At 54.0% G+C, this 23,990-nt stretch carries 16 protein-coding genes; 11 read left to right on the plus strand and 5 right to left on the minus strand.

The genetic code is table 11. The annotated features are described in order from the left end of the window. Positions 1–2: 2 nt before the first annotated feature. The 8 genes from bcsQ to ACO7SM_RS00855 all read left to right on the plus strand — a co-directional run bounded on the left by bcsQ (position 3) and on the right by ACO7SM_RS00855 (position 15,561). Positions 3–755 carry a cellulose biosynthesis protein BcsQ gene (gene bcsQ / locus ACO7SM_RS00820; protein WP_490469331.1) on the plus strand — a complete coding sequence of 251 codons (753 nt, stop codon included), beginning with the start codon at positions 3–5 and terminating at the stop codon, positions 753–755. Next, positions 752–3,370 (plus strand): UDP-forming cellulose synthase catalytic subunit, encoded by a 2,619-nt coding sequence (gene bcsA, locus ACO7SM_RS00825; protein ID WP_490469332.1) that lies wholly within the window; start codon positions 752–754, stop codon positions 3,368–3,370. The genes bcsQ and bcsA overlap by 4 nt, the downstream gene beginning before the upstream one ends. Positions 3,371–3,380: 10 nt before the next feature. Beyond that, positions 3,381–5,732, plus strand: coding sequence for a cellulose biosynthesis cyclic di-GMP-binding regulatory protein BcsB (gene bcsB, locus ACO7SM_RS00830; protein ID WP_490469333.1), 2,352 nt, complete (start codon positions 3,381–3,383; stop codon positions 5,730–5,732). A gap of 6 nt (positions 5,733–5,738) precedes the next feature. Continuing rightward, positions 5,739–6,845: a cellulose synthase complex periplasmic endoglucanase BcsZ gene (gene bcsZ, locus ACO7SM_RS00835; RefSeq protein WP_490469334.1), complete on the plus strand. Its 1,107-nt coding sequence runs from the start codon at positions 5,739–5,741 to the stop codon at positions 6,843–6,845. Then, complete coding sequence (bcsC, locus tag ACO7SM_RS00840) at positions 6,827–10,309, plus strand: cellulose synthase complex outer membrane protein BcsC (protein ID WP_490469335.1); 3,483 nt, start codon at positions 6,827–6,829, stop codon at positions 10,307–10,309. Before bcsZ ends, bcsC begins: the two co-directional genes overlap by 19 nt. 81 nt (positions 10,310–10,390) lie before the next feature. After that, the gene (gene hmsP / locus ACO7SM_RS00845; RefSeq protein WP_490469336.1) at positions 10,391–12,397 is read left to right on the plus strand and encodes a biofilm formation regulator HmsP; all 2,007 of its coding nucleotides are present in this window, start codon (positions 10,391–10,393) and stop codon (positions 12,395–12,397) included. A gap of 157 nt (positions 12,398–12,554) precedes the next feature. Further along, on the plus strand, positions 12,555–13,841 hold the full coding sequence (locus tag ACO7SM_RS00850; protein ID WP_490469337.1) for a dicarboxylate/amino acid:cation symporter: 1,287 nt from the start codon (positions 12,555–12,557) through the stop codon (positions 13,839–13,841). 223 nt (positions 13,842–14,064) lie between these two features. Further along, the gene (locus ACO7SM_RS00855; RefSeq protein WP_490469338.1) at positions 14,065–15,561 is read left to right on the plus strand and encodes a M16 family metallopeptidase; all 1,497 of its coding nucleotides are present in this window, start codon (positions 14,065–14,067) and stop codon (positions 15,559–15,561) included. Between the two features lie 105 nt (positions 15,562–15,666). Here ACO7SM_RS00855 and kdgK read toward each other — a convergent pair whose 3' ends face one another. Next, positions 15,667–16,596, minus strand: a complete 930-nt coding sequence (kdgK, locus tag ACO7SM_RS00860; RefSeq protein WP_490469339.1) for a 2-dehydro-3-deoxygluconokinase — start codon at positions 16,594–16,596, stop codon at positions 15,667–15,669. Positions 16,597–16,828: 232 nt separating this feature from the next. On the opposite strand from kdgK, the gene pdeH reads away from it, so the two are divergent. Further along, entirely contained in the window at positions 16,829–17,596 is a 768-nt protein-coding gene (gene pdeH, locus ACO7SM_RS00865; protein WP_490469340.1) for a cyclic-guanylate-specific phosphodiesterase, read from the plus strand. A gap of 520 nt (positions 17,597–18,116) precedes the next feature. Further along, positions 18,117–18,719, plus strand: a complete 603-nt coding sequence (locus ACO7SM_RS00870; protein ID WP_490469341.1) for a hypothetical protein — start codon at positions 18,117–18,119, stop codon at positions 18,717–18,719. 67 nt (positions 18,720–18,786) lie between these two features. Here ACO7SM_RS00870 and ACO7SM_RS00875 read toward each other — a convergent pair whose 3' ends face one another. The 3 genes from ACO7SM_RS00875 to ACO7SM_RS00885 all read right to left on the minus strand — a co-directional run bounded on the left by ACO7SM_RS00875 (position 18,787) and on the right by ACO7SM_RS00885 (position 22,391). Beyond that, a complete protein-coding gene (locus ACO7SM_RS00875; RefSeq protein ID WP_490469342.1) occupies positions 18,787–20,109 on the minus strand; it encodes an MFS transporter in 1,323 nt (440 codons plus the stop codon). Between the two features lie 273 nt (positions 20,110–20,382). Next, on the minus strand, positions 20,383–21,411 hold the full coding sequence (gene yhjD, locus ACO7SM_RS00880) for an inner membrane protein YhjD (RefSeq protein ID WP_490469343.1): 1,029 nt from the start codon (positions 21,409–21,411) through the stop codon (positions 20,383–20,385). 80 nt (positions 21,412–21,491) lie between these two features. Next, positions 21,492–22,391 carry a LysR family transcriptional regulator gene (locus tag ACO7SM_RS00885; RefSeq protein ID WP_490469344.1) on the minus strand — a complete coding sequence of 300 codons (900 nt, stop codon included), beginning with the start codon at positions 22,389–22,391 and terminating at the stop codon, positions 21,492–21,494. Between the two features lie 119 nt (positions 22,392–22,510). Here ACO7SM_RS00885 and ACO7SM_RS00890 point away from each other — a divergent pair, with 119 nt between their 5' ends. Beyond that, positions 22,511–23,269: an SDR family NAD(P)-dependent oxidoreductase gene (locus tag ACO7SM_RS00890; RefSeq protein WP_490469345.1), complete on the plus strand. Its 759-nt coding sequence runs from the start codon at positions 22,511–22,513 to the stop codon at positions 23,267–23,269. Between the two features lie 63 nt (positions 23,270–23,332). Here the strand turns inward: ACO7SM_RS00890 and ACO7SM_RS00895 are convergent, their stop codons facing one another. Further along, on the minus strand, positions 23,333–23,860 hold the full coding sequence (locus ACO7SM_RS00895; RefSeq protein WP_490469346.1) for a GNAT family N-acetyltransferase: 528 nt from the start codon (positions 23,858–23,860) through the stop codon (positions 23,333–23,335). Between the last annotated feature and the right edge of the window lie 130 nt (positions 23,861–23,990).

The following is a 23,990-nucleotide window of genomic DNA, read 5'->3' on the forward strand; positions in this document are numbered from 1 at the left end:
GGATGGCTATTCTGGGATTGCAGGGCGTGCGCGGTGGTGTGGGTACCACGTCGATCACTTCGGCACTCGCCTGGGCGTTGCAGATACTAGGGGAAAACGTGCTCGTTGTGGACGCCAGTCCCGACAATTTATTGCGCCTGTCATTCAACGTGGACTTTGTGCATCGTGAAGGGTGGGCGAGGGCGATACTGGATAACCGCGACTGGCGTGATGCCGGAATGCGCTATACCTCGCAACTCGATCTGTTGCCATTTGGTCAACTGAGTGCGCAAGAGCGTGAAAATCCTCAGGAGTGGCAGGATCGCCTGGGCGGTGTTTGCGAGGGGATCTCCGCGCTAAAAGAGAGCGGACGCTATTCATGGATTTTGCTGGATCTTCCCTCTGACACCTCACCGGTAACCCGCCAGTGGGTGAATCTTTGCGATCACACGCTGGCCGTGGTGAAAGCAGACACCAACTGCCATATCCGTCTTCACCAGCAGGCGCTGCCCACCGGCGCGCATATTCTGATTAATGACTTACGTATTGGCAGCCAGTTGCAGGATGACCTGTACCAGATTTGGCTGCAAAGTCAGCGTCGTCTGCTGCCGATGATTATTCATCGGGATGAAGCGATGGCGGAGTGCATGGCGTCGAAGCAGCCACTGGGAGAATATCGCAGCGATTCGCTGGCGGCAGAAGAGATCATGACGCTGGCAAACTGGTGTCTGTTGCATTATGCCGATCATAAAACGCCTGTCGGGAGCCCATCATGACTCTCCTGTCCCGGTGGTTGCTCATTCCGCCGGTTAGCGCGCGCCTGAGCGAGCGTTATCAGGGGTATCGTCGTCATGGTGCGTCATGTTTCAGCGCCGCGATGGGCTGTTTTTGGGTGATTCTGGCATGGGTGTTTATCCCGCTTGAACATCCGCGCTGGCAGCGTATTCGCGGCCAGCATAAAGCGCTGTATCCGCATATTAACGCTGCCCGCCCGCGGCCGCTGGATCCTGCCCGCTACGCCATTCAGACGCTCTGGCTGATGGCAACTTCACAGCGAAAAGAAAATAAAGAACCGCGCTGGCGGTCTTTTGCTCGTTTTCAGGGGGTACGTGGCCGCTATCATCAATGGATGGATGCGTTACCTGAGCGCGTGAGTCAGCGAACGAACCACCTGGACTCGCATAAAGAGTTGGGGCATCTCAGTACTGGGGCGCGTCGATTCATTTTGGGCATTATCGTGACGTTTTCGCTGATTTTAGCGGTGATTTGTATTACCCAGCCGTTTAACCCGCTGTCGCAGTTTATCTTCCTGATGCTGTTGTGGGGCGTGGCATTGTTGGTGCGCCGACTGCCGGGACGTTTCTCGGCTCTGATGCTGATTGTGCTGTCGCTGACGGTATCGTGCCGTTATATCTGGTGGCGCTACACCTCGACGCTGAACTGGGATGACCCGGTGAGTCTGGTTTGCGGTCTTGTTTTACTGTTTGCTGAAACCTACGCCTGGATAGTACTGGTGCTGGGTTACTTCCAGGTGGTTTGGCCGCTTAATCGTCAACCTGTCCCGCTGCCAAAAGATATGGCGCAATGGCCGACCGTCGATATTTTTGTGCCCACGTACAACGAAGATCTCAGCGTCGTAAAAAACACCATTTATGCGTCACTGGGTATCGACTGGCCAAAAGATAAGGTGACGGTCTGGATTCTGGATGATGGCGGGCGAGAAGAGTTCCGCCAGTTTGCTCAGTCCGTCGGGGTGCAATACATCGCCCGTACTACCCATGAACACGCGAAAGCCGGGAACATTAACAACGCGCTGAAGTATGCGAAGGGCGAGTTTGTGTCGATCTTTGACTGCGACCACGTACCGACGCGCTCGTTCCTGCAAATGACGATGGGCTGGTTCCTTAAAGAGAAACAGCTCGCGATGATGCAGACGCCGCACCATTTCTTCTCGCCAGACCCGTTTGAACGCAACCTGGGACGTTTTCGTAAAACGCCGAACGAAGGGACGCTGTTCTATGGGCTGGTGCAGGATGGCAACGATATGTGGGATGCGACCTTCTTCTGCGGTTCGTGTGCGGTGATCCGTCGTAAACCGTTAGATGAGATTGGCGGCATCGCCGTAGAAACCGTGACCGAAGACGCCCATACCTCGCTGCGCTTACACCGCCGTGGTTACACCTCTGCGTATATGCGTATTCCGCAGGCCGCAGGGCTGGCGACAGAAAGTCTGTCAGCGCATATCGGGCAGCGCATTCGTTGGGCGCGCGGGATGGTGCAAATCTTCCGTCTGGACAATCCGCTTACCGGCAAAGGCTTAAAACTGGCGCAGCGGTTGTGCTACGTAAACGCCATGTTCCACTTTTTGTCCGGTATTCCCCGGCTTATCTTCCTGACGGCGCCGCTGGCCTTCCTGCTGTTACACGCCTATATCATCTATGCCCCTGCGTTGATGATTGCGTTGTTCGTGTTGCCGCACATGATCCACGCCAGCCTGACCAACTCGAAGATTCAGGGGAAATACCGCCACTCGTTCTGGAGTGAGATCTACGAAACGGTGCTGGCCTGGTATATCGCTCCGCCGACGATGGTGGCGTTGATCAACCCACACAAAGGGAAGTTTAACGTCACGGCAAAAGGCGGGTTGGTCGAAGAAGAGTACGTGGACTGGGTTATCTCCCGGCCCTATATCTTCCTGGTCTTGCTCAACCTGTTGGGCGTGGCGGTGGGCGTCTGGCGTTACTACTACGGCCCTGAAACCGAAATACTCACCGTGATCGTCAGCCTGGTATGGGTTTTCTACAACCTGATTATTCTCGGCGGCGCGGTGGCTGTCTCCGTGGAGAGCAAACAGGTCAGACGGGCGCATCGTGTTGAAATCTCAATGCCTGCCGCCATTGCCCGTGAAGATGGTCATCTGTTCTCGTGCACCGTGCATGACTTCTCCGACGGCGGTCTGGGGATCAAGATCAACGGACGGGCGCAGGTGCTGGAAGGACAGAAGGTGAACTTGTTGCTCAAACGCGGCCAGCAGGAATATGTCTTCCCGACGCAGGTCGTGCGCGTGCTGGGTAATGAAGTGGGGCTGCAACTGATGCCATTGACCACGAAGCAACATATTGATTTTGTACAGTGCACGTTCGCCCGGGCAGATACCTGGGCACTTTGGCAGGACAGCTTCCCGGAAGATAAACCTCTGGAAAGTCTGCTGGATATTCTGAAGCTGGGCTTCCGTGGTTATCGGCACCTCGCTGAGTTTGCCCCGTCTTCCGTCAAAGTAATTTTCCGGTCTCTGACGACGCTGGTTTCCTGGATTGTGTCGTTTATTCCACGTCGCCCGGAGCGGGACGTGGCAGTACAACAGCCGGATCAGGTTATGGCTCAACAATGATGATAACGCGATGAAAAGAAAACTTTCCTGGATTTGTGCAGTGGCAATAGGGATGAGCACGTTCCCTTCTTTCATGACGCAGGCGACGCCTGCAATGCAACCACTGGTAAATGCTGAGCCAGCAGAGGCGCCAGCTGTGCCTGCGCCGGCAGATGAAAATCAGCCCGTCGGGCAGGTGATGCCGGGTGTGGCAGGGGCAAACGCGCCCATTGTCGCTCAGAATGCACCTTCCCGTGACGTGAAGCTCACCTTTGCGCAAATTGCGCCGCCGCCGGGCAGCATGGTTCTGCGCGGCGTCAATCCGAACGGGGGGATTGAGTTCGGGATGCGCAGCGATGAAGTGGTTTCGAAAGCGGTGTTGAACCTCGAATACACCCCTTCGCCGTCGCTGTTCCCGATACAGTCTCAGCTCAAGGTTTATTTGAATGATGAATTGATGGGCGTATTGCCTATCACCAAAGAGCAACTGGGTAAAAAAACGTTTGCCCAGATGCCGATCAACCCGTTGTTTATCACCGATTTTAACCGGGTGCGTCTGGAGTTTGTCGGGCACTACCGCGATGTCTGTGAAAACCCGGCCAGCAGCACATTGTGGCTGGATGTCGGCCGCAGCAGCGTGCTGAATCTGACCTACCAGACGCTGCCGGTAAACAACGATCTCTCGCATTTCCCGATCCCGTTCTTTGACCCGCGAGATAATCGTCCTGTTACCTTGCCAATGGTATTTGCACAATCACCGGATCGGGAACTGCAACAGGCGGCGTCGATCGTCTCCTCCTGGTTTGGTTCGCGTTCGGGCTGGCGCGGCCAGCAATTCCCGGTGATGTATAACAAACTGCCGGACCGTAATGCGATTGTCTTTGCCACTAACGACAAACGTCCTGACTTCCTGCGCGAGCATCCGGCAGTGAAAGCGCCGGTTATCGAGTTGATGAACCATCCGGATAACCCGTATGTGAAACTGCTGGTGGTTTTCGGTCGCGATGACAAAGACCTGTTACAGGCAGCGAAAGGGATAGCTCAGGGGAATATTCTGTTCCGTGGCAATAGCGTGGTGGTCAATGAAGTGAAACCGCTGCTGGCCCGTCAGCCCTATGACGCGCCGAACTGGGTGCGTACTGACCGCGCGGTGACCTTTGGTGAGCTGAAAACCTATGAGGAGCAGTTACAGTCCACGGGGCTGGAGCCTGCGCCGATCAACATGTCGCTGAACCTGCCGCCGGATCTTTATCTGTTACGCAGTACCGGTATTGATATGAACCTCAACTACCGTTACACCACGCCGCCGCAGAAAGACAGTTCGCGGATGGATATCAGCCTGAATAACCAGTTCCTGCAAGCGTTTAGTCTGAACAGCGCTCAGGAAAGCAATCGCCTGTTGCTGCGTCTGCCGGTTCTGCAAGGGCTGCTGGACGGCAAAACGGATGTTTCGATCCCGGCGTTGAAACTGGGGGCGATGAACCAGTTGCGCTTTGACTTCCAGTATATGAATCCGATGCCGGGGGGATCGGTTGATAATTGTGTCACTTTCCAGCCGGTACAAAACCATGTCGTGATCAGCGACGATTCCACTATCGACTTCTCGAAGTATTACCACTTTATCGCGATGCCGGACTTGCGTGCTTTCGCGAATGCGGGTTTCCCGTTCAGCCGTATGGCTGACCTGTCCGAAACCATCATGGTGATGCCGAAAACCCCGAACGAAGCGCAGATGGAAACGCTGCTGGATGTGACCGGGACGATCGGGGCGCAAACCGGCTTCCCGTCAATTAACCTGAACATCACCGACGATAGCAGCCAGATTCAGGGCAAAGACGTCGACATCATGTTAATCGGCAGCATTCCCGATAAGCTGAAAGATGATAAGCGAATCGATCTGCTGGTGCAGGCGACGCAGAGCTGGGTAAACACCCCGACGCGCCAGACCTCATTCCCGAGCATTATGCCGGATATGGCCGATCGTGCGGCGGATGTGCGTACGACCCTGACCTCCTCTGGCCCAATGGCGGCCGTGGTGGGCTTCCAGTCGCCGTTTAACGATCAGCGAAGTGTGATTGCGTTGTTGGCCGATAGCCCACGCGGTTATACGTTACTGAACGAAGCGATGAACGACAGCGGAAAACGGGCGGCGATGTTTGGTTCTGTTTCGGTGATCCGTGAGTCTGGTGTTAACAGCCTGCGGGTAGGGGATGTTTACTACGTCGGACATTTACCGTGGTTTGAACGCCTGTGGTATGCCCTGTCGAATCACCCGGTACTGCTGGCCATTCTGGCGGCGGTGAGTGTCGTGCTTCTGGCCTGGGTGCTGTGGCGTCTGCTGCGTATCATTAGCCGCCGCCGTCTTGATCCGGACAATGAGTAATTAACGATGAACGCGCTTCGTGGATGGACGTTAACGGTGTTAATGGTGGCCGCCGTGAATGTGCAGGCAGCCTGCACATGGCCTGCCTGGACACAGTTCAAAAAAGATTACATCAGCCAGCAAGGGCGGGTAATCGATCCCAGCGATGCGCGTAAAATCTCTACCTCGGAAGGGCAAAGCTACGCGATGTTCTTTGCCCTCGCCGCGAATGACCGCCCGGCGTTTGATCTTCTGCTGGACTGGACGCAGAACAACCTGGCGCAGGGCGCTTTGCAGGAGCATCTGCCAGCCTGGCTCTGGGGGCAAAAAGATCCGAAAACGTGGAGCGTGCTGGACAGTAATTCCGCGTCTGATGCCGATGTCTGGATTGTCTGGTCTTTGCTGGAAGCGGGCAGATTGTGGAAAGCGCCGCGCTATACCGACATCGGCACTGCGCTGTTAAAACGCATTGCCCGCGAGGAAGTGGTCACCGTGCCGGGGTTGGGCTCCATGCTGTTGCCGGGCAAAGTGGGTTTCGCGGAAACGACAAGCTGGCGCTTTAATCCAAGCTATTTACCGCCGCAACTGGCGCAGTACTTTACCCGTTTTGGCGCGCCGTGGACTACCCTGCGTGAAACCAATCTTCGCCTGTTGCTGGAAACAGCCCCGAAAGGCTTTTCGCCGGACTGGGTGCGTTATGAGAAAAACAAAGGCTGGCAGTTGAAGCCGGAAAAAACGCTGGTCAGCAGCTACGATGCCATTCGCGTCTATATGTGGGCGGGTATGCTGCATGATGGCGATCCGCAAAAAGCGCGCCTGCTCGCGCGATTTAAACCGATGGCTACCCTGACAACAAAAAACGGCCTTCCGCCGGAGAAAGTGGACGTCGCCAGCGGCAAAGCACAGGGCAATGGCCCGGTGGGCTTCTCTGCCGCGATGCTGCCTTTTCTGCAAAACCGCGATGCGACAGCGGTGCAGCGACAGCGTGTGACTGACAACTTTCCTGGCAGCGATGCCTATTACAGCTACGTGCTGACCCTTTTTGGACAAGGTTGGGATCAGCATCGTTTTCGCTTCACCCTTCGTGGTGAGTTACTACCTGACTGGGGCCAGGAATGCGCAAGTTCACACTAAGTTTACTCAGTATATCGCTCGGCCTGACATTAATGCCGATGGTTCATGCCGCGCCTTCCGCGCAACAGCAACTGCTGGAGCAGGTGCGACTCGGCGAAGCCTCGCACCGTGAAGATCTGGTGCGACAGTCTTTGTATCGTCTGGAACTGATGAACCCGAATAATCCGGACGTGATTGCCGCCCGTTTTCGTTATTTACTGCGTCAGGGCGATATCGCTGGGGCACAGAAGCAACTCGACCGACTCTCCCAATTAGCACCGAGTTCCACCGCGTATAAATCGTCCCACACGACCATGCTGCTCTCCACGGCGGAGGGAAGACAGTCTTTGCAGGAGGCGCGTCTGCAGGCCACCACCGGGCATCCGGAAGAAGCGATTGCCGCTTACGATAAGCTGTTCAAGGGGAATCCGCCTGAGGGTGAGCTGGCCGTCGAATACTGGACGACGGTGGCGAAATTACCCGCACGACGCAATGAGGCCATTAATCAGCTCAAAAAAATCAATGCCAGCAACCCGGGCAACAACGCTTTACAAAACTCACTGGCGCAGCTGATGTTTGACAGTGGACGGCGCGACGAAGGGTTTGCGGTATTAGAACAGATGGCGAAATCCAACAGCGGACGCAACGCGGCGTCGGATATTTGGTATGGTCAGATAAAAGACTTGCCGGTAAGTGAATCCAGCGTACAGGCACTGCAAAAGTACCTGACGGTGTTCAGCGAAGGCGGCAGCGTCAATGCAGCGCGCGGCAAGCTAAATGATCAACAAAAACAACTGGCCGATCCCGCGTTCAAAGCAAGAGCCCAGGGGATGGCTGCGGTTGACGCCGGACAAGGCGGCAAAGCCGTGTCGGAATTACAGCAGGCTGTCAGCGCAAACCATAACGACAGCGAAGCCGTTGGCGCGCTGGGGCAAGCCTATTCACAGCGTGGCGATCGCGCACGCGCCGTGGCGCAATTTCAGAAAGCCCTGGCGATGGACCCGCAAAGCAGCAGCCGCGACAAGTGGGAAAGCCTGCTTAAAGTCAACCGTTACTGGCTGTCAATTCAGCAGGGTGACGCTGCCCTGAAAGCCAATAATCCAGACCAGGCAGAGCGTCTTTATCAGCAGGCGAGAAACATTGATAACACTGACAGCTATGCGGTGTTGGGACTGGGTGATGTGGCGATGGCGCGTAAAGATTACGCCGCCGCCGAACGGTACTATCAACAAACGCTGCGCATGGACAGCAGCAACAGCAACGCAGTGCGTGGGTTAGCGAATATTTATCGCCAGCAATCCCCGGAGAAAGCCTCGGCATTTATCGCCTCGCTCTCCGCCAGCCAGCGTCGCAGTATTGATGACATTGAGCGCAGCCTGGAAAACGATCGTCTGGCGCAGCGAGCAGAAGCGCTGGAAAATCAGGGGAACTGGGCGCAAGCCGCTGAACTACACCGTCGCCGACTGGCCATGGATCCGGGCAGCGTCTGGGTCACTTATCGTTTATCACGCGATTTATGGAACGCCGGGCAGCGCAGTCAGGCCGATGCGCAAATGAGCGCGCTGGCGCGCCAGAAGCCCAATGACCCGGAACAGGTCTACGCCTACGGACTTTACCTCTCCGGTAACGATCAGGATCGTGCGGCAATGGCGCATATTAACAGCCTGCCGCGCAGCCAGTGGAACAGCAACATTCAGGAACTGGCAGACCGGTTGCAAAGCAATCAGGTGCTGGAAACCGCTAACCGTCTGCGTGACAGCGGCAAAGAACAGGACGCGGAAGAGTTACTCCGCCAGCAACCCGCCTCCACACGTATTGATTTAACGCTTGCCGACTGGGCGCAACAGCGCCGTGAGTACGCGACTGCACGCGCTTCCTATGAGGCGGTTCTGGCTCGCGAGCCGAATAACGTTGATGCCCATCTTGGTTTGACGGAAGTCTATCTCGCTCAAGGGGATAAAGCGGCGGCCCGCGCTGAACTGGCAAAATTGCCGGCGGCAGAAGCCGGAGAAACGCCGTCCATCAATATGCAGCGTCGTATCGCGCTGGCGCAGATGCAGTTGGGCGACACCGCGAGCGCGCAGCAAACCTTCAATAAAATCGTACCGCAGGCGAAGTCGCAACCACCGTCAATGGAAAATGCGATGGTGCTGCGTGACGCTGCTGCGATTCAGGCGCAGGCGGGCGAACCAGAGCAGGCGCTCGACACCTACAAAGATGCGATGGTCGCTGCGGGGATCACGCCAACGCGTCCCGAGGATAATGATACGTTTACCCGTTTGACGCGCAATGACGAGAAAGACGACTGGCTGAAACGCGGCGTACGTAGCGATGCGGCAGATTTATATCGTCAGCAGGATCTCAACGTCACCCTTGAGCATGATTATTGGGGATCGAGCGGCACCGGCGGGTATTCTGACCTGAAAGCACACACCACCATGCTGCATGTGGATGCGCCGTATTCCGACGGGCGCATGTTCTTTCGTACCGACATGGTCAACGTGAACGTAGGCAGCTTCTCTGATGATGCCAACGGGCAATACGATGACAACTGGGGCACGTGTACCTTGTCCGACTGTAGCGGCAGCCGCAGTCAGTCGGATCGTGGCGCCAGCGTCGCCGTTGGCTGGGCGAATGACACCTGGAGCTGGGATATTGGCACCACGCCAATGGGCTTCAATATTGTTGATGTCGTGGGCGGCGTGAGTTACAGCAACGACATCGGCCCGTTGGGATACACTCTGAACGCGCACCGTCGTCCTATCTCCAGTTCTCTGCTGGCCTTTGGCGGGCAGAAAGATGCGCCAAGTAATACCAACAAAACATGGGGTGGTGTGCGTGCAGACGGCGGCGGCGTCAGCCTCAGCTATGACAAAGGCGAAGCGAACGGCGTCTGGGCGTCACTGACCGGCGATCAGCTCACCGGGCAGAACGTGGAAGACAACTGGCGCGTGCGCTGGATGACCGGTTACTACTACAAGATCATTAACGAGAATAATCGTCGTGTCACTATCGGTCTGAACAACATGATTTGGCACTACGACAAAGACCTGAGCGGATATTCGCTGGGACAGGGCGGTTACTACAGCCCGCAAGAGTATCTCTCATTCGCCGTACCGGTGATGTGGCGCCAACGCACAGAACACTGGTCATGGGAGTTGGGCGGTTCCGTGTCCTGGTCGCATTCGCGCACCAAGACAATGCCGCGTTATCCACTTATCAATCTAATCCCCGAAGATTTTCAGGATGAAGCACGCACCCAGACCAACGATGGCGGTAGTAGCCAGGGCTTTGGCTACACGGCGCGGGCGCTGATCGAACGTCGCGTCACCTCTAACTGGTTTATCGGAACGGCGATAGATATTCAGGAGGCGAAGGACTACACCCCAAGCCATTTCTTGTTGTATGCGCGTTATTCTGCCGCAGGCTGGCAGGGTGATATGGATTTGCCGCCACAGCCGCTGGTGCCTTACGCCGACTGGTAAGTTTTCAGATACCGCCTCTCTTAATGCCGTCACGATCGGGTATACTCTGGCGGCTTTTAAAGATATTCCTGGAGAGTCAATTTGCGCGTCAGTCGCTCGTTAACAATTAAGCAGATGGCAATGGTTGCGGCCGTTGTCATGGTGTTCGTTTTTATATTTTGCACCGTTTTGCTGTTTCATCTGGTACAGCAGAACCGCTATAACACGGCTACGCAACTGGAAAGCATCGCTCGCTCTGTTCGGGAACCTTTGTCTGCGGCAATACTCAAGGGCGATATCCCCGAAGCGGAATCTATTCTTGTCAGTATCAGACCTGCCGGGGTGGTCAGCCGCGCCGATGTCGTATTGCCTAATCAGTTTCAGGCGCTGCGTATCAGCTTTATTCCCGAGCGCCCGGTGCCGGTCATGATCACGCGCCTGTTCGAGCTGCCGGTACAGATCTCGCTGCCGGTTTATTCGCTTGAACGCCCGGCAAACCCGCAGCCGCTGGCGTATCTGGTGCTCCAGGCCGACTCGTTCCGCATGTATAAGTTTGTCATGAGCACCGTCTCCACATTAGTGACCATTTACTTACTTTTGTCGCTGGTGCTCACGGTGGCTATCTCCTGGTGTGTAAACCGCCTGATTTTGCATCCATTACGTAATATTGCGCGTGAGCTCAATGACGTTTCGCAAGAAGACCTGATCGGGCATCAACTGACGCTACCGCGGCTGCATCAGGATGATGAAATCGGCATGCTGGTGCGCAGTTACAACCTGAATCAGCAGATTTTGCTGCGTTACAACGAAGAGCAGACGGACAACGCGATGCGTTTTCCGGTTTCAGAGTTGCCGAATAAAGCGTTCCTGATGGGGATGCTGGAACAAGTGGTCGCGCGCCAGCAGACAACGGCATTGATGATTGTGACATGCGAAACACTGCGGGATACCGCTGGCGTTCTTAAAGAGACGCAGCGGGAAATCCTGCTGCTGACGCTGGTGGAAAAGATGAAATCCGTGCTGGCGCCGAGAATGGTGCTCACCCAGGTGAGCGGTTATGACTTTGCGATCATCGCGCATGGCGTCAAAGAGCCGTGGCATGCGATAACATTAGGTCAGCAAGTGCTCACTATCATTAATGAACGACTGCCAATCGAAAGCATACAACTGCGCCCCAGTTGTAGCATTGGCGTTGCAATGTTTTATGGCGATCTAACCGCAGAGCAACTGTACGGTCGCGCGGTGTCCGCCGCCTTTACCGCGCGGCGAAAAGGCAAAAATCAAATTCAGTTCTTTGATCCGAAACAGATGGAGCTGGCACAGCAACGCCTGACTGAAGAAAGCGATATTCTTAGCGCGCTGGACAATCACCAGTTCTCCCTTTGGTTACAGCCGCAGGTGGAGATGTCCAGCGGCAAGGTGCTGAGCGCAGAAGCGTTGTTGCGTATGCAGCAGCCGGATGGAAGCTGGGAACTGCCTGAAGGGTTGATTGAACGCATTGAATCCTGTGGCCTGATGGTGACGGTCGGCCATTGGGTGCTGGAAGAGTCCTGCCGCCAGCTTTCGGCCTGGCAACAGCGCGGTCAGATGATGCCGCTTTCCGTGAATCTCTCCGCGTTGCAGCTCATGCACCCGAGTATGGTGTCGGATCTGCTGGAGTTGTTAAACCGTTACCGCATCGAGCCGGGCACATTGATTCTGGAGGTGACAGAAAGCCGCCGGATTGACGACCCTCATGCCGCGGTCGCGATCTTACGTCCATTACGTAATGCAGGCGTTCGAATTGCGCTGGACGATTTTGGCATGGGATACGCGGGGTTACGCCAGCTACAACACATGAAGTCGCTGCCAGTCGATGTGCTCAAAATCGATAAAATGTTTGTTGATGGGTTACCGGAAGATAACAGCATGGTCACCGCAATTATCCTGATGGCGCGTAGCCTCAATTTACAGATGATTGCAGAAGGCGTGGAGACACAAGCGCAGCGTGACTGGCTGGCAAATGCGGGGGTCGAAGTGGCGCAAGGTTTCTTATTTGCCCGTCCTGTTCCTGCTGAAGTGTTTGAAGAACGTTACCTGAATGACGTATCGCCTGATTACAAAACTTAAAAAAGGTCGGGCTTGTGCGAGCCAGTTCAAATTTTTTAACATTTTTGTTTCAATTATGATCCAGGTACATTTCTGTCATGTTGTTGGGGTGTTATTTTAAGGCCGCAGGTCAATCATAACCTTACAAGGCCTGTGGTTTTTACTTCAAGGACACCCTATGAAAACCTCTCTGTTCAAAAGCCTTTACTTTCAGGTCCTGACAGCAATCGCCATTGGTATACTCCTTGGCCATTACTACCCTGAATTAGGCGCTCAAATGAAACCGCTTGGCGACGCGTTCGTTAAGCTCATTAAGATGGTCATCGCTCCTGTCATCTTCTGTACTGTCGTAACCGGCATTGCAGGCATGGAAAGCATGAAAGCCGTTGGCCGCACAGGTGCGGTTGCGCTGCTGTACTTTGAAGTCGTCAGTACTATCGCGCTGATCATCGGCCTCATCATTGTAAACGTGGTGCAACCTGGCGCCGGGATGAACGTCGACCCGGCCACTCTGGATGCCAAAGCCGTCGCGATTTACGCCGAGCAGGCGAAGGACCAGGGGATCGTGGGCTTCCTGATGGATATTATCCCGGGCAGCGTTATCGGTGCGTTCGCCAGCGGTAACATCCTGCAAGTCTTGCTGTTTGCCGTGATGTTTGGTTTTGCTCTCCATCGTCTGGGCAGCAAAGGGCAGATGATTTTCAACGTGATTGAAAGCTTCTCGCAGGTCATCTTCGGCATCATCAACATGATCATGCGTCTGGCGCCTATCGGTGCGTTTGGCGCAATGGCCTTTACCATCGGCAAATACGGTGTGGGGTCGCTGGTGCAGTTAGGGCAGTTGATCATCTGCTTCTATATCACCTGTATCCTGTTCGTGGTGGTAGTACTGGGTGGGATCGCCCGTGCAACTGGCTTTAGCATTTTCAAATTTATTCGCTACATCCGTGAAGAGCTGCTGATTGTACTGGGAACCTCTTCGTCCGAGTCTGCGTTGCCGCGTATGCTCGACAAGATGGAAAAACTGGGCTGTCGGAAGTCGGTCGTCGGGTTGGTTATTCCAACCGGCTATTCATTCAACCTGGATGGCACATCCATTTATCTAACCATGGCGGCGGTGTTTATCGCGCAGGCGACGAACAGCCATATGGATATTTTCCATCAGATAACGCTATTGGTGGTGTTGCTGCTCTCCTCGAAAGGGGCCGCAGGGGTGACCGGAAGTGGCTTTATCGTTCTGGCTGCCACCATCTCCGCCGTCGGGCATTTACCGGTTGCGGGTCTGGCGCTGATCCTCGGTATCGACCGCTTTATGTCTGAAGCCCGTGCGTTGACCAACCTGGTCGGTAACGGCGTGGCGACAGTCGTGGTTGCCAAATGGGTGAAAGAACTGGACCACAAAAAACTCGACGATGTGCTGAATAATCGTTCGCCGGAAGGCAAATCGCACGAAATATCCTCTTAATCTCGCCTCTAATGCCCGCAGTCCCTTCCAGGACTGCGGGTGTTTGCGCATAATTGACCCCTGCACCAGAATCCGCCTTACCCGGCGGCTTCGGTTTTTTTACACTTCTTCCGTGACATTTCCATGTTCTTGCGGTCTAACACGAAGTGTTTTTAACGTCATATTCAGATAAGCCTTTTCAGGATTGTCTTTTTATTACCAGGATTGTTGATCAGGGGTTCACATGCAGGGCACAAAAATTCGACTTTTAGCGGGCGGTTTGCTGATGATGGCCGCTGCCGGCTATGTGCAGGCTGATGCGCTCCAGCCCGATCCAGCATGGCAACAGGGGACGCTGGCAAATGGTTTGCAGTGGCAAGTTTTAGCCACTCCGCAGCGCCCCAGCGACCGAATTGAGGTTCGCCTGCTGGTCAATACCGGTTCTCTCGCTGAGAGCACACAACAGAGCGGTTTCAGCCATGCTATCCCGCGTATTGCGCTGACGCAAAGCGGCGGCCTGGAGGCCACGCAAGCACGTTCACTTTGGCAGCAAGGGTTTGATCCTAAACGCCCGATGCCGCCGGTTATCGTTTCCTACGATTCCACGCTGTATAACCTCAGCTTGCCGAATAGCCGTAACGATCTGCTTAAAGAAGCACTCTCTTACCTGGCCACCGTCTCCGGTAAGCTAACGATCACACCGGAAACGGTGAATTACGCGCTGAGCAGCGAAGATATGGTCACGACCTGGCCGATGGACACCAAAGAAGGGTGGTGGCGCTATCGTCTGAAAGGGTCGGCATTGTTAGGCCATGACCCTGCAGACCCGCTGAAACAGCCGGTCGATGCGGCGAAAATCGAAGATTTCTACCAGAAATGGTACACCCCAGACGCGATGACGCTGATTATTGTCGGCAACGTTGATGCGCGTTCGGTTGCAGAGCAAATCAACAAAACCTTTGGTGAATTAAAAGGCAAGCGTGAAACGCCTGCGCCCGTACCGACCCTTTCACCGCTGCGTGCGGAAGCGGTCAGTATCATGACGGATGCCGTACGCCAGGATCGTCTTTCCATTATGTGGGACGCGCCGTGGCAACCTATCCGCGAATCTGCCGCATTGCTGCGCTACTGGCGTGCTGATTTAGCCCGTGAAGCGCTGTTCTGGCATGTTCAGCAAACGTTGAGCAAGAACAACGCGAAAATTGGTCTGGGCTTTGACTGCCGGGTACTGTTCCTGCGCGCCCAATGCGCGATCAACATCGAGTCAGCCAACGACAGGCTGAATGCGAATCTGGGGATGGTGGCGCGTGAGCTGGCGAAAGTTCGCAACGATGGCCTGCCGGAAGAGGAATTTAACGCGCTGGTGGCGCAAAAGAGTCTGGAATTGCAGAAGCTGTTTGCGACCTATGCGCGTACCGATACTGATATCCTGATTAGCCAGCGCATGCGTTCGCTGCAAAATCAGGTGGTGGATATCGCCCCTGAGCAGTATCAGAAACTACGCCAGGACTTCCTCAACAGCCTCACTGTTGAAATGCTGAATCAGGATCTTCGCCAGCAGTTATCGCAGGATATGGCACTGATTCTGCTGCAACCGAAAGGCGAACCGGAGTTCAACATGAAAGATCTCCAGGCAACATGGGATCAAATCATGACGCCTGTCGCTTCAGCGGCAGCCGCGACCAGCATAGAAATGGATGAATCGCATCCGGAAGTGACCGACATTCCGGCGGCACAGTAGAAAGGTAGGCAGGAAAAGGCGTTAACGCTGCCATCCGGCGATAGTGTGATGCCTGATGGCGCTACGCTTATCAGGCCTACAAGACCGTAGGCCTGATAATGAGCATTACTGAGGCATTGCGTCGCGTGGGATGATTGCCCCGCGATGCTGAATGACGGTGCTGGCTGTCAGATGACCGCGTTTTGCTGCATCAACCGCAGTGCCGCCGGTCAAACGCACAGCCAGATAGCCTGCGCTGAAGGAGTCGCCCGCGGCAGTCGTGTCAATCACCTTCTCTTTCGGCAGTTTCACGGCCGCGACATCGATCAGTTCCTCACCCTGAATTGAGACCAGGCAAGAGTCCGCGCCGCGTTTTACCACCACTTCTTGTACGCCCGCCGCATGGGTGCGTGCAAACACGTCCTCAACCGGTTTTTCGCCCCACAGCGCGTCTTCATCATCGAGCGTCAGGAAGGCGATGTCGGTGCATTCCAGCATTTGCTGGTACACCTGCTGCGTCTCTTCAATACTTGCCCACAGGCGAGGACGGTAGTTGTTGTCAAAAATCACTTTCCCGCCGTTGGCGCGACACTCGTGCAGCAGGGTCAATAATTTCTCGCGACTGCCAGGGCTCAGGATCGCAAGACTGATGCCGCTCAGATACAGGTAGTCGAATGTCGCCAGCTCCTCGCAGATCGCGGCAGACTGCTCGCTCTCCAGCCAGAATTTTGCGGCGGCTTCATTACGCCAGTAGTAGAAGGTGCGCTCGCCGGTGCTGTCGGTCTCAATGTAATAGAGGCCCGGCAGACGGTTCCCCATGCGTTGCGTCAGGGAGGTATCGACGTTTTCACCCTGCCAGGATTCCAGCATTTGCTGGCTGAAATTATCAGTGCCCAGTGCCGTGACATAGTGAACGGATAATGCCGCAGAATCGACCTGGCGGGCGATATAAACGGATGTATTCAACGTGTCGCCACCGAATCCGCGCTGAACGTCGGCGCCTTTCTGTGACAGCTCAATCATGCATTCGCCAATCACGGCAATCTTTTTGGACATAGTCGTGAACCTGCTCTGAAAATAATAGCGGTAGTGTGCGCTGTGGGTGTTTAGTGGTCAACCATATTAAAACAACGTTCCATTATTTTTTTGAGCCAACGCGTATTCTGAGATGATTTTTTGGCGATCTGTTTTCTATTTTGCAAGTGACTGAACATAAAGTTCTCCGCTTAAGCGCCGATAACCTTTGACGAGTCCGGGCAGTCACACTCTCACACACAGGACATCTGAGATGATAAAGCAGGTTATCCAGCAGCTAAGCATTCCTGATGCAAGCATCGAAAGCTTGCAGGAGCGGCGCTTTTGGCTGCAGTGCGAGCGGGCTTATACCTACCAACCGATCTATCAGACCAGTGGGCGATTGATGGCCGTCGAACTGCTGACGGTAGTGACACACCCTGATAATCCCGCTCAACGTCTGGCCCCGGATCGCTACTTTGCCGAAGTCGCGGTGCGACACCGTATCGATGTTGTCAAAGAGCAACTCGCTCTGCTGGAAAAGAATGAACGATTTTTCAGGGATCATGATTTGCTGGCCTCGGTGAACGTCGACGGCCCAACGCTTATTGCCATGCGCCAACAGAGCGATATCCTGAATACGATTGAACGTCTGCCCTGGCTGCGCTTCGAGCTGGTAGAGCACATCCGTCTGCCAAAAGATTCATCGTTTGCCTCAATGTGCGAGTTTGGCCCGCTTTGGCTGGATGACTTTGGAACCGGAATGGCAAACTTCTCCGCACTCAGTGAAGTGCGTTACGACTACATCAAAGTCGCCAGGGATCTGTTTGTTATGCTGCGGCAAACCCCAGAGGGGCGAAATCTGTTCACTTTGCTGCTGCAACTGATGAACCGTTATTGCCGTGGCGTCATTGTTGAAGGTGTTGAAACACTGGAAGAGTGGCGCGATGTGCAGAACTCGCCAGCGTTTGCTGCGCAAGGTTATTTCTTATCACGCCCGGTCGCGCTGGATACCCTCAAAGAGGTTATTTTGACGCTGTAATGCTGGACTGTCTTTAGGGCATGATTCTGGCTCAAAATCAGTTCGGCACAAAACCAGCGATCTGCGTCTTTTCCCTGGCTGCGGATAAATTTAGCGGGGTCAGGATATTTAATGGTGAATATGTTTCTTATTTAATGATATTCCCTGCGCTAGCCGTCGACCTGTTCCTGTATATCTTCCTGTGACACGAATTCGTGAATGTTCAGATATTCACTCCATAGGTGATATTTAAATATTCGTGACGTCGTTGTCTGATAGATGACGGTCATTTTCCCCGGAAGATGCAATAGGGTATTCGTGGTTTTTGGAAGAGTAAATTCATTCTAATTTACTATGGTTCAGCCATTAATTTAACTCTATAGATTAACCAGATACGCAATTTTTAAGCGTGGAATATAATTATTGTCTTAAACATCAGTGCATTGAAAATGGAATGTGTGTTTGTGGACTCAGGTTCACCAGCAGGAGAACAGCCTGCTTATGAACACCTCCGGGAAAATCCGTGACTGGAGATACGTCAATGACAGACCAAAGCGACAGTTTTCTTAAAGATGAATACTTAAAGCTGCAAGATCAATATGAAGATTATGACCGAAGAGCCTTGCTTATAAAAGGCTGGATAGGGGCAGGATCTATTGCCGGGTTTGCGTTGGGAACCAATGGCGATAAACCCATCACCTTTCTGACACTTTTTTCAATTGCACTGATCGCCAGTTGTTTTTGGTATCTTGAAGCCAAATGGAAAACATTCCAGTACGCGATTGCCAGTCGTATCAGAGTTATTGAGGCGCATTTCCGAAAAGACCCTGATATTTTATTTAAAAACCCTGCGCCATTTCAGATTTATAATTGGTGGTTTAAGTCTTATGCAAAGAACAACCCTATTTATAAATATGAACAATATTATAAGCCGGTAGGCCGTTTTGTTCGCTTAAAAAAAGCCGCCTTTCAGGATTTTGTTCATTTGCCCTATTCCCTCATTATTGCACTGTGCCTGTTAATGGGGTTAATTGACCTGTTCTCCAGTAAGCCAGCGCCAGCGCCAGCACCCTGTAAGCCTGTTGTGGTGGTCACGCAAACATTAACCCCGAACGCCAGCGTAGTGTGCGTTCCTGGCTCGTAATTCAGCGATAATGTTGCCCCTGAACAATCGAATTCCGGGGCAACATGTCGTTCATCCGGCAATCACATTACAGCGACTGGTGGCGCGTCTCATGTGTTAACAGGAGCGCTATCAGCGTCAGTCCCGCCATTGATGCCAGGTAAATCCCCACCGCCGCCAGACCGTAGTTTGTCTGCAACCACGCGGCAATGTAGGGGGCGACAGAGGCACCGAGAATCGACGCGACGTTATAGGAGAACGACGCACCGGTGTAGCGTACCTCAGTCGGGAACAATTCCGGCAGCAGCGCGCCCATCGGGCCGAAAGTCAGCCCCATCAGACTCAACCCCAGCAACAGGAAGGCGAAGACCAGCACCGGATTACCGGAACCCAGCAGCGGTTTAAAGGCGAACAGCGCAAACAGAATGATCATCGTGGTGATAATGACCATGCTTTTACGACGGCCAAAGGCATCGGCCAGCAGGCCTGCTACCGGCACCATTACGCCGAATCCGATAACTGCCATCATCAGCATCCACAATACGTCGTTACGCGACATACCGAGACCCACAGGGGCGGCAGCGGTGCTGAAGGTCATGGAATAGACGGTCATGATATAAAACAGCGTATAGGTCGCCAGCATGATAAATGTGCCGAGCACCGTGACGCGCACATGTTTTGTCAGCAGGGTTCCCAGCGGGATTTTTACCTGCTTTTTCGCCGCGGCAACTTTCGCGAATACCGGTGTTTCGTGCAAAGAGACACGCACATACAGACCAATAATCACCAGTACCGCAGAGAAGATAAACGGCACACGCCAGCCCCAGCTCATGAATTGCTCATCGGTCAGTAACCAGGAGAGCAACAGGAACGTGCCGTTGGCAAAGAAGAAACCGATGGGCGCGCCCAATTGGGGGAAGGAGCCGTACAGCGCGCGTTTGCGCGGCGGTGCGTTTTCGGTTGCCAGTAGCGCTGCGCCACCCCATTCACCGCCAAGTCCCAGCCCCTGACCAAAACGTGCCAGCGCCAGCAACAGCGGGGCGAAAATACCGATTGTCGCGTAGCCGGGCAGCAGACCAATGATGACGGTGGAAATCCCCATTGTCAGCAGTGAAGCCACCAGAGTGACTTTGCGTCCAACGCGGTCGCCAAAATGGCCGAATACGGCGGAGCCAATCGGGCGCGCCACAAAGGCGATGGCGAAGGTGGCAAGCGACTGTAACGTGGCTGCCGCAGGATCGCCCTGTGGGAAGAAAATATGGGGGAACACGATCACGGCGGCGGTGGCGTAAATGTAAAAGTCGAAAAACTCAATGGCGGTGCCGATGAGAGATGCGATGACGACTTTATTACGCGAGTTGACCGGCGTGTGTTCCTGTTCGTTGTCGAGTGTTGTGGCGGTTGCTTGCATAGTATTTTCTTATTTTTTGGCGAACGAATGGCCATATTACGCACAGCAAAAGAGACATTTCAATATGTAACAAAATGGGGTTTTGCTCATAAAAGCGGCAAAAAGGGGATAATTTTTAGGCCAGCGATTTCGCTTCTATGAAATGCTTCACAGAATTTTAAACTTAGATAATAAAACTGGTTTTTGGTTAAATAAAAGTTAAGGACTGGATTTATATTCTGAAATGGCGAGTGGGGCTGATATTTTTTGTTTTTCATCAGCCCCGTGAATGATTTAACGGTGTGTTTTGCCTGGCATCCGCGGGTCGTCTTTGTATTGCGCGGTGGCAATCCAGGCCGCGCAGAAGAGCGTCAGGCGGGCGAAGAAATAGAAGAACGCCATCAGACCCAGCACCGAGCCAAATGCAGCGCCGGAAGGGGATTTCACCAGCGCGGGCAGTGTCCACGTCATGATGATTTTGATGACTTCAAAGCCGATGGCGGCAATAAACGTTCCACGGATCAGCGCTTTCTTGCGTGGGCGATGTCGTGGCAATCGCCAGAAAATCCAGAAGAACAACAGGTAGTTGGCAAAGATTGAAATGGCCAGCCCGATCAGCCACCAGGCGGGTTTCAGCCATTCGATACTGTCGAGATACAGCGCCGAAATGATCAGTTGCTGGGCAGACCCGGCGATGGAGGTAATAGAAAGGGTGACGATCAACGCGACCAACAGGCCGATCAGGGAGATAAAGTCACGCAGGTATTTTATCCAGATCTTTTCCTGATCCTGCGGCGTGCGTTCCCAGACGTCCCGCGACTGGGCGCGAATCGCTTCCCGCAGGTTTCCCATCCAGTTGATGCCGGAATAGAGCGCAATCCCCAGACCGACCAGACCGACGGTAGTACGCTGCTGAACGGCGGTATTGATCGTGCTTTTAAGCGTAGCGGCCAGGGTGGGGTCGCTGACATTTTGCAGAATTTTTTCGAAGATATCCTGGAGCAGTGTGGGGTGCGACGCGAGGATAAACCCGGCGGCGGCGAATGACACCATCAGAATGGGGATCATCGACAGAAACGAGAAGTAGGTAATGGCCGCGCCGAACTGGTTTCCCAGTCGGTCATTAAAACGTTCTGCTGCACGCAGGAGATGGGCAATCACGGGCTGGCGTTGGATCTTTTGCGCGGTCGTGGTGACGGTTTTCAGCGTCTTGTGGGCTTTGCCGCTTTTTTCTGGCGCTTCTCGCGCGCCAGTCTCTGCATTTTGAATCGGGTCGTGCTCCAGTTCCTGATCCGGGTGTTTTACATCATTTTCCTGCATCATCAGGTCGATAGTCCTTCTTTTGTCTGCTATCGGGTTAGTATAGCCTCTTAGGGCGGCTTCCCGAAAAGTGCGACCGGATGCTAATCCACATAGCCTTTCATCACCCCGGTTAACCACTCCATAAACAGATGAACCCGGCGGGAAAGGTTGCGACGGTGTGGGTACAGCAGCGAAACCGGCATAGCGTCGGCGCGATATTGCGGTAACACTTCAATGAGCGTCCCTGCACGCAGCGCATCACGCACCCCAACGCGCGGCACCTGAATGATGCCCAGACCCGCCAGGCAAGCCGCGTAGTAAGTCTCAGTGCTGTTCACCGTTAATATGCCGCCTGTTTTAATCCACTGTGTCCCATTGACCGTGGCGACTTCGAAACCCAGTGGCCGTGTGCCCAGGTTCAGGGAATAGTGCACCACCGCGTGCGTGGCCAGGTCTTCCAGACTCTCTGGATAGCCAAAACGCGCCAGATACTGGGGGCTGGCGCAATTTATAACCGACAGTTTTCCCAGCGGGCGTGCGATCAATCCAGAATCTTTCAGCGCGCCAACGCGCACGACGCAGTCAAAGCCCTCGCGAATTAAATCGACCATGCGGTCGCTGCTGCTGAGCTCCAGTTCAATTCCCGGATACTGATGCAAAAATTGAGGGAGCTGCGGCATAACCAGGTTTTTGGCGATGCCGACCGGCATATCCACCCGCAGTTTACCGCTGATGCTTTTCGGATCGTGCTGAAACAGACCGTCCAGCTCATCAAGATTGCTCAACAGATCTTTGGCGCGCTCGTAATAGACCATCCCGTCCTGCGTGAGCTGAACGCGCCGCGTAGTCCGGTGCAGTAGCTGCGTTCCAAGTAGGTTTTCCAGCGCCTGAATCTGGCGAGATACGCTACCTTTAGGGAGGCCGGATGTCTCGGCGGCGCGCGAAAAACTCTCCAGTTCCGCGACGCGGATGAACAACTGCATTGCGTGAATTTTATCCATCCCGACCGCCTATTGTTGTTCTGTGTGAAACAGTGATGCGTATCTGGCTATCTTTATAGTTTTTCTATCACCTAATAAGCTCTATCTCAATCTTAACAACACCTGAAATGAGGTTTCTTATGACACAACGTATCGCATTAGTGACCGGTGGTAGCCGTGGATTGGGTAAAAACGCGGTGTTGAAGCTGGCAGACAAGGGAACGGATATTATTTTTACCTGGAATAGCCAGCAGCAGGCGGCTCTGGATGTTGTCGCTGAAATTGAGCGAAAAGGGCGAAAAGCGGTGGCAATACAGCTAAACGTCAGTGATATTGCCAGTTTTGAGACGTTCACCCGCGACGTCAAAACACAACTGAAAAATGTCTGGAATCGCGAGACGTTTGATTATTTAGTGAACAATGCGGGTGTCGGTCTGTATGCGCCGTTTGCAGACACGCCGGAAGCCATGTTTGATGAATTATTGAGCATCCATTTTAAAGGCCCTTTCTTCCTGACTCAGCGCCTGTTACCGCTGATTAAAAATGGGGGACGGATCCTGAATGTCTCAACGGGACTGGCCCGTTTTGCCCTGCCGGGGTATGCCGCTTACGCCTCAATGAAAGGGGCGATGGAAGTGCTGACGCGCTATCAGGCCAAAGAGTTGGGTGAGCGCGGGATCACGGTGAACAGCATTGCGCCAGGCGCGATAGAAACTGATTTTGGCGGCGGCAGACTGCGAGACAACAAAGAGCTGAATGCCTACGTTGCGTCGCAAACCGCGTTGGGACGCGCCGGTTTGCCGGGGGATATTGGTGATGCCATTGCCGCATTGCTCAGCGATGAACTGGGTTGGATGACGGCGCAGCGGATTGAAGTGTCAGGCGGCATGTTTCTGTAAGCGTGGGGCGATGCTAATCCGGTGGGTGAGATTGTCCACCGGATTAGCATCGGCGAGTGAATATCAGCGCCACTCATGCTTTAACAAGCCAAAAAGCCAGTCATCCTGCCAGCGTTGCTGTAGCCAGTAGCTTTCGCGCAGCGTCCCTTCCAGCACAAATCCTGTTTTTTCCAGCAACTGGCGCGAAGCCTGATTACCAGCAGTGACGCAGGCTGTCAGTCGCCGCAGGCCGCCCGCGGAAAATGCATAATCGCAGACGGCGCGTAAAGACTCCGTCCCATAGCCTTTTCCCTGAGCTTCGGGCGCCAGCAGGAACCCGACTTCGGCGCAATCTTTCCCACGATGAATATACCCGTTGAGGCCGAGCGGCTTGCCCGTTTCGTTGTCGCAAAGGATCAGACACAGCCAGTGTGGACTCCCGGGCTGCCATTCGGGTAATCGGGAGTCGAAGGCCTCGCGAATCTCTGCTTCGCTACGTGCATCAGCGATATAGCGCATCACGTCAGGTTGTTGCTCTAGCGAGAGAAAAAAGGGCCAGTCGGTGGGCTCAAGCGGGCGACAGGTCAGGCGAGAGGTTTTCAATACGGGCACGAGCGTTCCTCCGAATAATTTTCTCAATGTTCACGTCGTGGTCACTGTTATATATGTTTAACTTGTTATATCTATAAAAACAGATAATTAAAATGAATATAACGAACTTCCCCAGGGGGAACACTGTTAG

It is taken from the genome of Citrobacter sp. LJND-P06 (assembly GCF_058188415.1).